Annotated in this window: 12 protein-coding genes; all 12 read left to right on the plus strand. The window is 63.9% G+C overall.

Annotation, left to right across the window (positions count from 1 at the left end; genetic code table 11):
• Nucleotides 1-350 precede the first annotated feature (350 nt).
• Nucleotides 351-1,664 (plus strand): ABC transporter substrate-binding protein, encoded by a 1,314-nt coding sequence (locus J2R99_RS11220; RefSeq protein WP_307154569.1) that lies wholly within the window; start codon nucleotides 351-353, stop codon nucleotides 1,662-1,664.
• Between the two features lie 165 nt (nucleotides 1,665-1,829).
• Entirely contained in the window at nucleotides 1,830-2,702 is an 873-nt protein-coding gene (locus J2R99_RS11225) for a carbohydrate ABC transporter permease (protein ID WP_307154570.1), read from the plus strand.
• Nucleotides 2,703-2,705: 3 nt separating this feature from the next.
• The gene (locus J2R99_RS11230; RefSeq protein WP_307154571.1) at nucleotides 2,706-3,536 is read left to right on the plus strand and encodes a carbohydrate ABC transporter permease; all 831 of its coding nucleotides are present in this window, start codon (nucleotides 2,706-2,708) and stop codon (nucleotides 3,534-3,536) included.
• Nucleotides 3,537-3,619: 83 nt separating this feature from the next.
• A complete protein-coding gene (locus J2R99_RS11235; protein ID WP_307154572.1) occupies nucleotides 3,620-4,621 on the plus strand; it encodes an ABC transporter ATP-binding protein in 1,002 nt (333 codons plus the stop codon).
• Nucleotides 4,618-5,391: an L-iditol 2-dehydrogenase gene (locus J2R99_RS11240; protein ID WP_307154573.1), complete on the plus strand. Its 774-nt coding sequence runs from the start codon at nucleotides 4,618-4,620 to the stop codon at nucleotides 5,389-5,391. Before J2R99_RS11235 ends, J2R99_RS11240 begins: the two co-directional genes overlap by 4 nt.
• Before the next feature lie 222 nt (nucleotides 5,392-5,613).
• Nucleotides 5,614-7,089 carry a mannitol dehydrogenase family protein gene (locus J2R99_RS11245; RefSeq protein WP_307154574.1) on the plus strand — a complete coding sequence of 492 codons (1,476 nt, stop codon included), beginning with the start codon at nucleotides 5,614-5,616 and terminating at the stop codon, nucleotides 7,087-7,089.
• 268 nt (nucleotides 7,090-7,357) lie between these two features.
• Nucleotides 7,358-9,157 carry an IlvD/Edd family dehydratase gene (locus J2R99_RS11250; protein WP_307154575.1) on the plus strand — a complete coding sequence of 600 codons (1,800 nt, stop codon included), beginning with the start codon at nucleotides 7,358-7,360 and terminating at the stop codon, nucleotides 9,155-9,157.
• Nucleotides 9,158-9,304: 147 nt separating this feature from the next.
• Nucleotides 9,305-10,057, plus strand: a complete 753-nt coding sequence (locus tag J2R99_RS11255) for an SDR family oxidoreductase (protein ID WP_307154576.1) — start codon at nucleotides 9,305-9,307, stop codon at nucleotides 10,055-10,057.
• 34 nt (nucleotides 10,058-10,091) lie between these two features.
• A complete protein-coding gene (gene denD / locus J2R99_RS11260) occupies nucleotides 10,092-11,084 on the plus strand; it encodes a D-erythronate dehydrogenase (protein ID WP_307154577.1) in 993 nt (330 codons plus the stop codon).
• Nucleotides 11,084-11,983 (plus strand): NAD(P)-dependent oxidoreductase, encoded by a 900-nt coding sequence (locus tag J2R99_RS11265; protein ID WP_307155685.1) that lies wholly within the window; start codon nucleotides 11,084-11,086, stop codon nucleotides 11,981-11,983. Before denD ends, J2R99_RS11265 begins: the two co-directional genes overlap by 1 nt.
• Nucleotides 11,967-12,758 (plus strand): GntR family transcriptional regulator, encoded by a 792-nt coding sequence (locus tag J2R99_RS11270; RefSeq protein WP_307154578.1) that lies wholly within the window; start codon nucleotides 11,967-11,969, stop codon nucleotides 12,756-12,758. Before J2R99_RS11265 ends, J2R99_RS11270 begins: the two co-directional genes overlap by 17 nt.
• Before the next feature lie 83 nt (nucleotides 12,759-12,841).
• A complete protein-coding gene (locus J2R99_RS11275) occupies nucleotides 12,842-13,588 on the plus strand; it encodes an SDR family oxidoreductase (RefSeq protein ID WP_307154579.1) in 747 nt (248 codons plus the stop codon).
• Nucleotides 13,589-13,604: the final 16 nt, after the last annotated feature.

Genomic DNA, 13,604 nt, shown 5'->3' on the forward strand with positions numbered 1-13,604 from the left:
TTTCAATTTCGTAGGGCTGTGCGACAATGCGGCTAAGTTACCGGAAGGACAGGATTTATTCTGCGCTTGCGTTAATTGCAAAATCAAAGTGATTTATTTATTTGACAGCGGCAAACCCGCGTGATCTAGTCTTCCGCAAGTTGCCGTCGGGTCTTTCCCTTCGCGCTTCTGACGACAATTTAGATATCCGAAGATGAGGCGGAGGCCGCGGTTTCGCGCAACTTCGTCCTTAATGTCCGTGCCTTTCGGCGCGGGCAGAGGGATGCGATCTCGACATCCGATGTCGCGTCTTTCCTGTATTGATAAGCCGCGCGGCCTTTGGGCCGAAGACGCGGAACGGAGGAAACCTGATGAGACGCTCCATTTGGGCGGTCGGCGCTGTATCCGCCGTCGCCTTCACTGCCGCCGCTCATGCCGAAACGATCACGATCGCCACCGTCAACAACGGCGACATGATCCGCATGCAGAAGCTCGCCGAGGATTTCACCAAAAATCATCCCGATATCCAGTTGGAATGGGTGACTTTGGAAGAAAACGTGCTGCGCCAGCGCGTGACGACGGATATCGCCACCAAGGGCGGTCAGTACGACGTCATGACCATCGGCAATTACGAGGTGCCGATCTGGGCGAAGCAGAATTGGCTCGTCGCTCTCGACGACATGCCGGACGGCTATGATGCCGACGATATCCTGCCGGCGATCCGCAGTGCGCTGACCTATGAGGACAAGCTCTACGCGGCGCCGTTCTACGGGGAATCGGCGATGGTCATGTACCGCACCGACCTTGCCGAGAAGGCCGGCGTGGAGATCCCCGATCAGCCGACCTGGTCGGATATCCAAAAAGCCGCCGAGGCGATGACGGACAAATCGAACGACGTCTACGGCATCTGTCTGCGCGGCAAGCCGGGCTGGGGCGAGAACATGGCGTTCTTGACGGCCATGGCGAATTCCTACGGCGCGGCCTGGTTCGACAAGGACTGGAAGGCCCAGCTCGACAGCCCGGAATGGAAAGCGGCGGTCAACGACTATCTGACCATGATGAACGATTACGGGCCTCCAGGAGCCTCCTCGAACGGCTTCAACGAGAACCTGTCGCTCTTCCAGCAGGGCAAATGCGGCATCTGGATCGATGCGACGGTGGCTGCCTCGTTCGTGACCGACCCCGATGAATCGACGGTCGCCGACAAGGTCGCCTTCGCGCAATTCCCGAACAAGGAAGGCGTCGACAACCACGGCAATTGGCTGTGGTCGTGGAATCTCGCCATTCCGACCTCGACGGATTCAGAGGATGCCGCCAAGCAGTTCATCGCCTGGGCGACGTCGAAGGATTACACGAAGCTCGTCGCCGAGAACGAAGGCTGGCGCGCCGCACCTCCGGGAACCCGCACCTCGCTCTATGAGAACGAGGAGTATCAGAAGGCGGCGCCCTTCGCGGAAATGACGCTGAATTCCATGCAGGCGGCGACGCCTGACAAGCCGTCCGTTCAGGACGTGCCGTATACGGGCGGACAGTTCGTCGCCATTCCGGAATTCCAGGGCATCGGCACGGCCGTCGGACAGATGTTCTCTGCCGCTCTCGCCGGTCAGATGAGTGCGGATCAGGCGATCCAGAACGCCCAACAGCTGACGACCCGCGAAATGGCGAAGGCCGGCTATCCGAAGTGATGCGCCGCGCGTGATCGGCCGCATATCGTCGGCCGTACGCAATTGCCTGGGGCGGTCTCCTTCGATGTGACCGCTCCGACATGATCGGCACGGACGGATGTCCCTCTGGCGTCCGCCCGTGCCTTCTTCACCGGCTCGTTTCTCATCGCCCGAAAGGGTTCGCTCATGGCCACTGCGCATTCGCGTTCCGCCGCGCGACTGATGATCTCTCCCGCCGTGCTTGTTTTGCTCGGCTGGATGCTGATCCCCTTGTCGATGACGCTCTACTTCTCGTTCCTGCGCTACAATCTTCTGATGCCGGGAACGCACGATTTCATCGGCTTCATGAATTACCGGTTCTTCCTGACCGATCCGGCGTTCTTCTCCGCCCTCATCAACACGCTTCTTCTCGTCGGCGGCGTTCTCGTCATCACCATCTTCGGCGGCGTGCTTCTGGCGATCCTGCTCGATCAGCCGATGTGGGGGCAGGGGATCGTGCGGGTTCTGGTGATCGCGCCGTTCTTCGTCATGCCGACGGTCTCCGCGCTCGTGTGGAAGAACATGTTCATGAATCCCGTGAACGGGCTCTTCTCGAACATTTTTCGGGCGCTCGGGATGCAGCCCTTCGACTTTCTCGGGCAGGCGCCCCTCGCCTCCATCATCCTCATCGTCTCATGGGGGTGGCTGCCGTTTGCGACGCTCATCCTGCTGACTGCGCTGCAATCGCTCGACCGCGACCAGCTGGAAGCCGCCGAGATGGACGGGGCGGGGCCGTTGAGCCGCTTCTTCCACATCATGCTGCCGCATCTGGCGCGCGCCATCACCGTCGTCGTTCTCATCCAGACGATCTTCCTGCTCTCGGTGTTTGCGGAGATCCTCGTCACGACCAATGGCGGGCCGGGCTATGCCACGACCAACATCACCTATCTCGTCTACGCCCAGTCGCTCCTGCAGTTCGACGTGGGCGGCGGGTCGGCCGGCGGCATCGTCGCCGTCATTCTCGCCAATATCGTCGCGATCTTCCTGATGCGGATGATCGGCAAGAACCTGGACGTCTGAGCCATGGCCCACACTCCGACAAAAGGTCGAAAGCTGCTCTTCACGCTGATCGCCTGGACGATCGGCTTCCTGATCTTCTTTCCGATCTTGTGGACGATCCTGACGAGCTTCAAGACGGAGGCGGAGGCGATCGCTTCGCCGCCCTCCTTCGTGTTCTTCGACTGGACGCTCGACAATTATGTCGAGGTGCAGGAGCGCTCCGCCTATTTCCGGCATTTCTGGAATTCGGTGGTGATCTCGCTCGGCTCGACGGTTCTGGGCCTCCTCATCGCCATTCCGGCGGCCTGGTCGATGGCCTTCGTGCCCAGCAAGCAGACCAAGAACGTCTTGATGTGGATGCTGTCGACCAAGATGCTGCCGCCCGTCGGCGTCTTGATCCCGATCTACCTCATCTTTCGCGATGCCGGCCTCCTCGACACGCTGACCGGCCTCGTCATCGTGGTGATGCTGATCAACCTGCCGATCATCATCTGGATGCTGTTCACGTATTTCCGCGAGATTCCGGGCGAGATCCTGGAGGCGGCGCGGATGGACGGGGCGGGGCTGCGCTCGGAGATCCTTTACGTGCTGACGCCGATGGCGGTGCCGGGGATTGCCTCGACGCTTCTCCTCAACATCATCCTCGCCTGGAACGAGGCGTTTTGGACCTTGAACCTGACGGCCGCGAAATCGGCGCCGCTGACGGCGTTCATTGCCAGCTATTCGAGCCCGGAGGGGCTCTTCTACGCCAAGCTTTCGGCCGCCTCGACCATGGCGATCGCGCCGATCCTGATCCTCGGCTGGTTCAGCCAGAAGCAGCTCGTGCGCGGCCTCACTTTCGGTGCGGTCAAATAGGGGCGCGGCCAATACGCGGCTGCCGCCCCGGCGGCACCCGACAATAAACGGCGCGGTGACAAACGCGGCGAAAAGGGACGGATATGGGACACATCTCGCTCAACCAGATCACCAAGACTTTCGGCAATGTCCAGGTGATCCCGCCGCTCGATCTCGAGATCGAGGATGGCGAATTCATCGTCTTCGTCGGTCCGTCCGGCTGCGGAAAGTCGACGCTTCTGCGCCTGATTGCGGGGCTCGAAGACGTGACGTCCGGCGAGATCAAGATCGACGGGCGGGACGCCACGGAAACGCCGCCGGCCAAGCGGGGCCTCGCCATGGTGTTCCAGTCCTATGCGCTCTACCCGCATATGAGTGTGCGGAAGAACATCGCCTTTCCTTTGAAGATGGCGGGGTTCGACAAGGCCGAAATCGACCGTAAGATCGACGATGCGGCGCGCGTTCTGAACCTCACGGATTATCTCGACCGGCGGCCGGGGCAGCTTTCGGGCGGCCAGCGCCAGCGTGTCGCCATCGGGCGGGCGATCGTGCGCGAACCGGCGGCGTTCCTGTTCGACGAGCCGCTGTCGAACCTCGACGCGGCGCTCAGGGTGAATATGCGCCTGGAAATCTCCGAGCTGCACAACAAGCTCGAGACGACGATGATCTACGTCACGCATGATCAGGTGGAGGCCATGACCATGGCCGACCGCATCGTGGTCCTGCGCGCCGGCATCATCGAGCAGGTGGGCACGCCGCTCGAACTCTATTCCAAGCCGCGCAATCTCTTCGTCGCGGGCTTCATCGGTTCGCCGAAAATGAATTTCATCGAGGGTGCGGTGGCGGAGCGGCGCGACGCGGCGAAGGTCGGCATCCGGCCCGAGCATATGGAATTGTCTCTCGAAGAAGGCCGCTGGGAGGGTCGGGTCAGCGTCTCCGAACATCTCGGCTCCGACACGTTTCTGCATGTGGAGACGGAGCGTGCCGGCATGCTGACGGCACGCGCCGACGGCGAGTTTCCCGTGCGCCACGGCGACCGGGTCTTTCTCACGCCGCAGGACGACAAGATCCATCGCTTCGACGCCGACGGCATGGCGCTGTCATGAGGCGGCTGGAAGGCAAATCCGCCATCATCACCGGCTCGGCACGCGGCATCGGGCGCGCCTTTGCGGAAGCCTATGTGCGCGAGGGGGCAAGGGTCGCGATCGCCGACATCAACCTGGAACGCGCCGAGGCAACGGCGGCCGAGATCGGCGAGGCGGCCTATGCGGTCCATCTCGACGTCACCGATCAGGCCTCGATCGACGAGGCGGTCGCCCGGGTTCTCCAGCGTGCGGGGCGCATCGATATTCTCGTCAACAATGCAGCCCTTTTCGATCTGGCGCCGATCGTGGAGATAAGCCGGGAGAGTTTCGACCGGCTCTTTGCGATCAATGTCTCCGGCACGCTCTTCATGCTGCAGGCGGTGGCGAAGGCGATGATCGCCAAGGGCGACGGCGGCAAGATCATCAATATGGCAAGCCAGGCCGGGCGGCGCGGGGAAGCGCTCGTCGCCGTCTACTGCGCGACGAAGGCGGCCGTGATCAGCCTCACCCAGTCGGCGGGCCTCGACCTCATCAAGCACAAGATCAACGTCAATGCGATCGCGCCGGGCGTGGTCGACGGCGAGCACTGGGACGGCGTCGATGCGCTCTTTGCAAAGTATGAAAACCGGCGGCTCGGCGAGAAAAAGCGGCTCGTGGGCGAGGCGGTGCCTTACGGGCGCATGGGGCGCGCGGAGGATCTGACCGGCATGGCCGTGTTCCTGGCAAGTGCGGAGGCCGATTACATCGTCGCCCAGACCTACAATGTCGACGGCGGCAATTGGATGAGTTGAGGGGGGCATCCCTGCTGCGGGTCCGCCTGTGCTTGCGAATTCATGCCGGCACGCCTTGTGACGGGCGACCCCCACCCCTGTCCCCTCCCCACAAGGGGGAGGGGGACGCATGACGATCCGCCTTTCGGCCTGTCTCGCGGGGCCGGGAAGTGCGGACTTATCGAATGGGGCGCGGCCCCGGAGGGGTTCGGCAGGACGTTCCCGAGCCCCGGAAGGAGTGACATGACGACGAAGCTTGCAGCCGAGAACCTCACCGAGATTTCGTCCAGGGTGCATGTCCCTGGCTATGACCGGGCCGGGCTGTCGGCCGGGATTTTGCATTTCGGCATCGGCAATTTTCACCGCGCGCATCAGGCCGTCTATCTCGACGAGCTGTTTGAAACCGGGCGCGACCACGATTTCGCGATCCTCGGCGCCGGCGTCATGGCGGGCGACGAAAAGATGCGCCAGGCGCTCGGCGGTCAGGACTTTCTGACGACGGTCGTCGATCAGTCGGCGGCGGCTTCCAATGCGCGCGTCACCGGCGCCATGGTTGGCATGCTGCCCGTGGGCGATGCGCAGGCGATCATCGAAAAACTCGCCGATCCCGCGATCCGCATCGTCTCCTTGACCGTGACGGAGGGCGGCTACTTCATCGATTCCACCGGACGCTTCAATCCGGAGCATCCGGCGATTGCGGCCGACGGCAAGACGCCCGACGATCCGAAGACCGTCTTCGGGCTGATCGCGGCGGGGCTCAAGGAACGGCGGGGACGCGGGCTTTCGCCCTTCACCGTGATGTCGTGCGACAACATCCCCCACAATGGCGTGGTGGCGAAAAATGCCGTCGCGGGGACGGCGCGGCTTTCAGACCCCGCCTTCGCCGACTGGATCACCGAAAACGTCGCCTTTCCGAACGGCATGGTCGACCGGATCACGCCGGCGACGGGGGACCGGGAGCGGCGGCTGCTCGAAGAGGAATTCGGCGTCGAGGATGCCTGGCCGGTGTTCTGCGAGGATTTCAAGCAATGGGTGCTCGAGGACAATTTTCCGGCCGGCCGCCCGGCGCTTCAGAATGTCGGCGTGCAGTTCGTGCCGGACGTGACGCCCTTCGAGATCATGAAGATCCGCATCCTGAACGGCGGGCATGCGGTGATCGCCTATCCGGCGGGGCTTCTCGACATCCATTTCGTGCATGAGGCGATGGAGCATCCGCTCGTTGCGGCGTTCCTGGAGAAGATCGAGCAGGACGAGATCGTGCCGGCCGTGCCGCCGGTGCCGGATACGGATCTGCAAGTCTATTTCGGCGAGATCAAGCGCCGCTTCGCCAATCCGAAGATCGGCGACACGGTGCGCCGTCTCTGTCTCGACGGCTCCAACCGGCAGCCGAAATTCATCGTTCCGACGATCGCCGACCGGCTGAAGGAAGGCCACGACGTGACCGGCCTCGCGCTCGAATCCGCGCTGTGGTGCCGCTATTGCTTCGGCGAGACGGAGAGCGGCGCCGTCATCGAGCCGAACGACCCGAACTGGGATCTGCTCGTGCCGAAGGCGCAGGCGGCGCGCGCCGATCCCGGCGAATGGCTCGGCATGGACGATGTCTATGGCGAGGTCGGGCGCTCCGACGTCTTCCGCGAGCTTTTCGCCCATTGGCTGCGAACTTTGTGGGACGAGGGGACCGAGAAGACGCTCAAGCGCTATCTCGACGGCACGCGCTAGCCGAACATCGACATTTCGCTCTTTGCAGGGGCCTGCCCGCACCGGCTGCGGGCGGGCCTTTTCTTCCTCAACTTTTTGGGGGATTTGCGCCGCAGACGCGTTAGGCGGAGCGGGCTTTCGTCTGCATTTTGCGTATGCAGTAGGATTTCCGCTTCGCCAGTTCTCTACCTAAAGGCCGTTGAAAGGCCCCAACAATGAGGTATACGTTGTTGGCAATCGGGCGACCCGCAACGAGCCTTTCCGGCGGGTCAAACCCTTTGGAGAAGAGATGACCGACGCTGCCAATCTGCCGCAACTGCGCTCGCGCGCCTGGTTCGACAATCCCGACAACCCCGATATGACGGCGCTTTATCTCGAGCGCTACCTGAATTTCGGCCTGTCCCAGGAAGAGCTGCAATCCGGCAAGCCGATCATCGGCATCGCGCAGACGGGGTCCGACCTGTCGCCGTGCAACCGGCATCATCTGGAGCTCGCCAAGCGCGTGCGCGACGGCATTCGCGAGGCGGGCGGCATCGCGATCGAATTTCCGGTGCATCCGATCCAGGAGACCGGCAAGAGGCCGACGGCGGCGCTCGACCGCAATCTCGCCTATCTCGGGCTCGTCGAGGTGCTCTACGGCTATCCGCTCGACGGCGTGGTTTTGACGATCGGTTGCGACAAGACCACGCCGGCGTGCCTGATGGCGGCTGCGACGGTCAACATTCCGGCGATCGCGCTCTCCGTCGGGCCAATGCTGAACGGCTGGTTCCGCGGCGAGCGGACGGGCTCTGGCACGATCGTGTGGAAGGCGCGCGAGTTGCTGGCCGCGGGCGAGATCGACTATCCGGGCTTCGTCAAGCTCGTCGCATCCTCGGCGCCTTCGACCGGCTATTGCAACACGATGGGCACGGCGACGACGATGAATTCGCTCGCCGAAGCGCTCGGCATGCAGCTTCCGGGGTCCGCCGCGATCCCGGCACCCTACCGCGACCGGCAGGAGGTGTCGTATCTGACGGGGCTTCGCATCGTCGACATGGTGCGCGACGACCTGAAGCCGTCGGATATCCTGACGCGCGATGCCTTCATCAATGCGATCCGTGTGAATTCGGCGATTGGCGGCTCAACGAACGCACCGATCCATCTCAACGCGCTCGCGCGGCATGTGGGCGTGGAGCTTTCGATCGACGACTGGCAGACCTATGGCGAGGACATTCCGCTTCTCGTCAATCTGCAGCCGGCGGGCGAATATCTCGGCGAGGATTATTATCACGCGGGCGGCGTGCCGGCGGTCGTCAACCAGCTGATGGGAGCGGGGCTCATCAACGAAGGGGCGATCACGGTGAACGGGCAGACGATGGGCGACAATTGCCGCGGCGCCGAGATTGCCGATCTCAACGTCATCCGCCCGTTCGACCAGCCGCTTCTGAAAGGGGCGGGGTTCCGCGTCCTCAAGGGCAATCTCTTCTCCTCGGCGATCATGAAGCTCTCGGTGATCTCCACCGAATTCCGCGAGCGCTATCTCTCCAATCCCGACGATCCGATGGCGTTCGAGGGCAAGGCGGCCGTCTTCGACGGGCCGGAGGATTATCATCACCGCATCGACGATCCCGCACTTCAGATCGACGAGAACACCATCCTGTTCATGCGCGGGGCGGGGCCGATCGGCTATCCGGGCGCGGCGGAAGTCGTGAACATGCGCGCGCCCGATTATCTCCTGAAGCGGGGCGTGCATTCGCTGCCCTGCATCGGCGACGGGCGGCAATCGGGCACGTCGGGGTCGCCCTCGATCCTCAACGCCTCGCCGGAGGCGGCGGCCGGTGGCGGTCTCGGGCTGTTGAAGTCGGGCGACCGCGTGCGCATCGATCTCGGGCGCGGGGAGGCGAATATCCTCATCAGCGACGAGGAGCTCGAACAGCGGCGCGAGGCGCTGAAAGAGGCGGGTGGTTATCCCTTCCCGGAGAGCCAGACGCCCTGGCAGGAGATCCAGCGCGCCATGGTCTCGCAGCTCGAAACTGGCATGGTTTTGGAGCCGGCGGTCAAATACCACCGCATCGCCCAGACGAGCGGCATTCCGCGCGACAACCACTAGAGGTCACGGCTTCGTGGGCTCCGCGTCTGGCGCGGCGGCCGGCGCCAGACGGGCGGCGAGGCAGCGTGAAAAGCAAAGCATCTCAAGAACATGTGGAGGGGCTAACCCTCCCGCAAAACCCAATAAACAAGGAACGGAGGAAGCCTGATGGGGCGGCGACTTGAGGGAAAGATCGCAGTGTGCACGGCGGCGGGGCAGGGGATCGGCCGCCGCGTGGCGGAAAGGTTTCTGGAAGAGGGGGCGCGTGTCTACGCCACCGATCTCGACGCCGAAAAGCTAAAGGGGCTCGAGGCTCTGGGCGAGGTCGATACGGCGGTGCTCGACGTGACCGACGGACGCGCTGTCGGCTCCTATATGAAGACCGTCGACACGCCCGACATTCTCTTCAATTGCGCGGGCTTCGTGCACCACGGGACGGTGCTCGATTGCGACGACAAGGACTGGGATTTTTCCTTCGACCTCAACGTCACCTCCATGCACCGCACGATCTCGGCCTTGTTGCCGCGCATGCTGGAGAACGGGGGCGGGTCGATCATCAACATGTCGTCGGCGGCCTCCTCGATCAAAGCCGCGCCCAATCGCTACGTCTATATGGCGACGAAGGCGGCTGTGATCGGACTGACGCGCTCGATCGCCATCGACTTCATCCGCAAGGGCATCCGCTGCAACGCCATCTGCCCGGGTACGATCGAGAGCCCGTCGCTCGAGGCGCGCATCTCAGCGCTCGGCGAAGAGGTGGGCGGCGTGGAGAAGGCGCGGGCGATGTTCGTGGAGCGCCAGCCGATCGGCCGGATCGGCACACCCGACGAGATCGCCGATCTCGCCGTCTATCTCGGCTCCGACGAGAGCCGCTTCACGACCGGCACGACGCAGGTGATCGACGGCGGCTGGTCGCTTTGAACGATAAAAGGCCCGAAGGGTCAGGGAGGATTTGATGCGGATATTGGTGCTCGGCGCGGCCGGCATGGTCGGGCGGCGCCTGGTCGAAAGGCTTCTTGCCGACAAGGAGCTCGGCGGGCGGGCGATTGCGGCGATCGATGCCTTCGACGTGGTGGCGCCGGACTATCCGGATGTGCCGGAGACGATCACGGTGACCTGCGAGGCGGGCGATATCGCGTCCGCGGAGACGGTCGAAGGGCTGATCACGCGCCGGCCGGACGTGATCTTCCACCTCGCGGCCATCGTTTCGGGCGAGGCGGAAGCGGATTTCGATAAGGGCTACCGCATCAATCTCGACGGCACGCGCCATCTCCTGGAGGCGATCCGGCAGGCGGGCGAGGCCTATCGGCCGCGGCTCGTCTTCACCTCGTCGATCGCCGTCTTCGGCGCGCCGTTTGAGGACAAAATCTCCGACACGTTTCTGTCGGCTCCTTTGACGAGCTACGGCACGCAGAAGGCGATCTCGGAGCTCCTTCTCGCCGATTACACGCGCAAGGGTTTCGTCGACGGGGTGGGCATCCGCCTGCCGACGATCGTGGTGCGGCCGGGCAAGCCGAACAAGGCGGCGTCGGGCTTCTTCTCGGGCATCATCCGCGAGCCGCTGGCGGGGCTCGAGGCCGTGCTGCCGGTCGAAGACGATGTGCGCCACTGGATCGCGAGCCCGGCAGCGGCCGTCGGCTTCCTGATGCATGCGGCGACAATGGATACGTCGACGCTCGGGCCGCGGCGCTCGCTCAACATGCCGGGGCTTTCGGTGACGGTCGGCGAGATGATCTCGACCCTGCAGGAGGTGGCCGGCGACGAGGTCGCGGGGCGCATCCGCCGCGAGCCGGACGAGGCGATCCGCGACATGGTCCACGGCTGGCCGCGCGACTTCGACACAAAGCGGGCGCGCGAGGCGGGCTTTTCCGCTGATGCCGATTTCGCCTCCATCATCCGCGCGCATATCGCCGACGAAGAGGCGCGACGCGCCAAGGAGACGGGATGATGAGCGAGAAACCGCAGATCGGCTTCATCGGCGTCGGGCTGATGGGCCAGGGCATGGCGAAAAACCTCGTCGAAAAGGGCTATCCCCTGACGATCCTCGGCCATCGCAACCGCGAGCCGGTGGAAGATCTGAAGGGCAGGGGCGCCAAAGAGGCGGAGGATGTCGCGGCGCTGACGCAGGCCTCCGACGTCATCTTTCTGTGCCTGCCGGGAAGCCCGCAGGTCGAGGCGGTCGTCGAAAAAATCCTGGCGGTGGGGGCTTCGGGCAAGACGATCATCGACACCTCGACCAGCAATCCGGTGTCGACGCGCGCCCTCGTCGAAAAGTGCCGGGCGGAAGGCGCGACGCTCATTGATGCGCCTCTGTCGCGCACGCCGAAGGAGGCCTGGGAAGGGCTTCTCGATGCGATGGTGGGGGCGAGCGAGGCGGATTTCGACCGCGTTCAGCCGATCATCGCCACCTGGGCCGGCAAGATCGTGCGCGTCGGCGAGCCCGGTGCCGGCCACACGATGAAGCTTCTCAACAATTTCCTGTCGCTCGGCTATGCCGCGATCTATTCGGAGGCGCTGGCGATCGGGGCGAAGAACGGCATCGATGCGGCGACGTTTCATTCCATCATCGGCGGCGGGCGGATGGATTGCGGCTTCTACCAGACTTTCATGAAATGGGTGGTGGAGCGCGATCCCGAGGCGCACAAATTCGCGCTCAAGAACGCGCATAAGGATATGCGCTATGTCGTGTCTCTGGCGAACGAAAGCGGCATCGCCTCGCATGTCTCCTCGGCGGTGAAGAACAATTTCGCCACCGCCGATGCGACCGGGCATGGCGAGGAATATCTGCCGCGCATCGCCGACATCGTGGCGGAGCTCAACGGCATCAGAGATGAGACAGGATCGTGACAACGAAGCGGGCGGTGAGCCCCTGGACGCGGCGGGCGTGAGAGCGCCGACCGACAATGCCCGGCGGCGGCCGGTGCCGCCGGCGGTGACCGGTGCGCGCGGGCGGCCGAGCCTTGAAGGCGTCGCCGATATGCCGGCGCGCGAGCGGGCCTATCACGAGCTCAAATTCCGCATCATGGAAGGCCGGCTGCCGCCCGGAACCACGCTTCTCGAAGCGGAGGTGGCGAACCTTCTCGGCCTGTCGCGCACGCCGGTGCGGGAGGCTCTGATCAAGCTCGAAGAGGAAGGGCTCGTCGATGTTCGCCCGCGTCACGGCATCAGTGTGCGGGCGCAGTCGATCGACGATCTCTCCGACATCTACGACGTCTTTTCGACGCTCGAAGTGAAGGCCGTCGAGCTTGCCGCAAGGCGCGGCATCGAGACGAACGACGGGCGGCGGCTTTCCGGCATTCTCGACCAGCTGGAGCGGGCGACGCAGCGTGAAGACCCGGTGCGCTGGTCGCATCTCGACGATCAGTTCCATTCCGAACTCGTCAGCCTCAGCGGCAACAACCGGCTGTGCGCGACCCTGCGGCAATATTGGGACCAGCAATACCGGGCGCGCATGGCGATCGTGCATATGCGGCCGAGCACGGCGCAGTCGGACCGCGAGCATCGCGCCATCCTTCAGGCGGTGGTGGAGCGCGATATCCGTCGCGCGGCGCATCTGCATCAGCAGCACCGCGACCGCGCCGACCGGCTGGCGCTCGAACTTCTGCGGCGGGGGCCGGCGTGAGGCTGCCCGCATCGAACTTCTTTCCCGACAACGTCCAAGCCGCAGCAAAGCGGCGACCATAAACGCTACGAGGAACACGCCCCATGAACAGGATCGACCTTGAAAACCGCACGGCCGTCATCACCGGCGGCGCCCGCGGCATCGGCTTTGCGACGGCGAAACGCGTGCTCGAGAGCGGCGGGCGGGCCGTTATTTGGGACATCGACGGGGCGGCGATCGAGACGGCGCTCGGCGAACTCGGTGAGAAGGCGAGCGGCGCCGTCGTCGAGCTGACGGATGCAGGCGCTGTCGCGGAGGCCGCGAAAGAGGCGGCCCGGAAGGCCGGCGGCATCGACATTCTCGTCAACAATGCCGGCATCACCGGCGGCAACGCCAAGACCTGGGAGCTCGATCCCGACACCTGGCGCAAGGTGATCGAGGTCAATCTCGTCGCGCCGTTTCTCACAAGCCATGCCGTCGTGCCCTTGATGCTCGAAAAGGGCTATGGGCGGATCGTCAATGTCGCCTCGATCGCCGGCAAGGAGGGCAATCCCAACGCCTCGCATTATTCCGCCTCGAAGGCGGGTCTGATCGGGCTCACGAAATCGCTCGGCAAGGAGCTCGCCGGCCACAACATCCTCGTCAATTGCATCACGCCGGCGGCGGCCCGCACGGCGATCTTCGATCAGATGACGCAGGAGCATATCGATTACATGCTGTCGAAGATCCCGATGAACCGGTTCGTGGAGCCGGCCGAGGTGGCGGCGATGATCTGCTGGCTCGCCTCAGAGGATTGCTCGTTTTCGACGGGCGCCGTCTTCGACATTTCCGGCGGCCGCGCTGTCTATTAATTCTGAAATCCCCCAA

The sequence above is a fragment of the Rhodopseudomonas julia genome, assembly GCF_030813515.1.
GTDB classification, from domain to species: domain Bacteria; phylum Pseudomonadota; class Alphaproteobacteria; order Rhizobiales; family Afifellaceae; genus Afifella; species Afifella julia.

Bases quoted from the DNA above. Each gene is read 5' to 3' on its own strand.
- J2R99_RS11275 (WP_307154579.1), top strand. From the start codon at position 12,842: ATGAACAGGATCGACCTTGAAAACCGCACGGCCGTCATCACCGGCGGC.
- J2R99_RS11270 (WP_307154578.1), top strand. From the start codon at position 11,967: ATGAGACAGGATCGTGACAACGAAGCGGGCGGTGAGCCCCTGGACGCG.
- J2R99_RS11255 (WP_307154576.1), top strand. From the start codon at position 9,305: ATGGGGCGGCGACTTGAGGGAAAGATCGCAGTGTGCACGGCGGCGGGG.
- J2R99_RS11220 (WP_307154569.1), top strand. From the start codon at position 351: ATGAGACGCTCCATTTGGGCGGTCGGCGCTGTATCCGCCGTCGCCTTC.
- denD (WP_307154577.1), top strand. From the start codon at position 10,092: ATGCGGATATTGGTGCTCGGCGCGGCCGGCATGGTCGGGCGGCGCCTG.
- J2R99_RS11235 (WP_307154572.1), top strand. From the start codon at position 3,620: ATGGGACACATCTCGCTCAACCAGATCACCAAGACTTTCGGCAATGTC.
- J2R99_RS11230 (WP_307154571.1), top strand. From the start codon at position 2,706: ATGGCCCACACTCCGACAAAAGGTCGAAAGCTGCTCTTCACGCTGATC.
- J2R99_RS11240 (WP_307154573.1), top strand. From the start codon at position 4,618: ATGAGGCGGCTGGAAGGCAAATCCGCCATCATCACCGGCTCGGCACGC.
- J2R99_RS11250 (WP_307154575.1), top strand. From the start codon at position 7,358: ATGACCGACGCTGCCAATCTGCCGCAACTGCGCTCGCGCGCCTGGTTC.
- J2R99_RS11245 (WP_307154574.1), top strand. From the start codon at position 5,614: ATGACGACGAAGCTTGCAGCCGAGAACCTCACCGAGATTTCGTCCAGG.
- J2R99_RS11265 (WP_307155685.1), top strand. From the start codon at position 11,084: ATGAGCGAGAAACCGCAGATCGGCTTCATCGGCGTCGGGCTGATGGGC.
- J2R99_RS11225 (WP_307154570.1), top strand. From the start codon at position 1,830: ATGGCCACTGCGCATTCGCGTTCCGCCGCGCGACTGATGATCTCTCCC.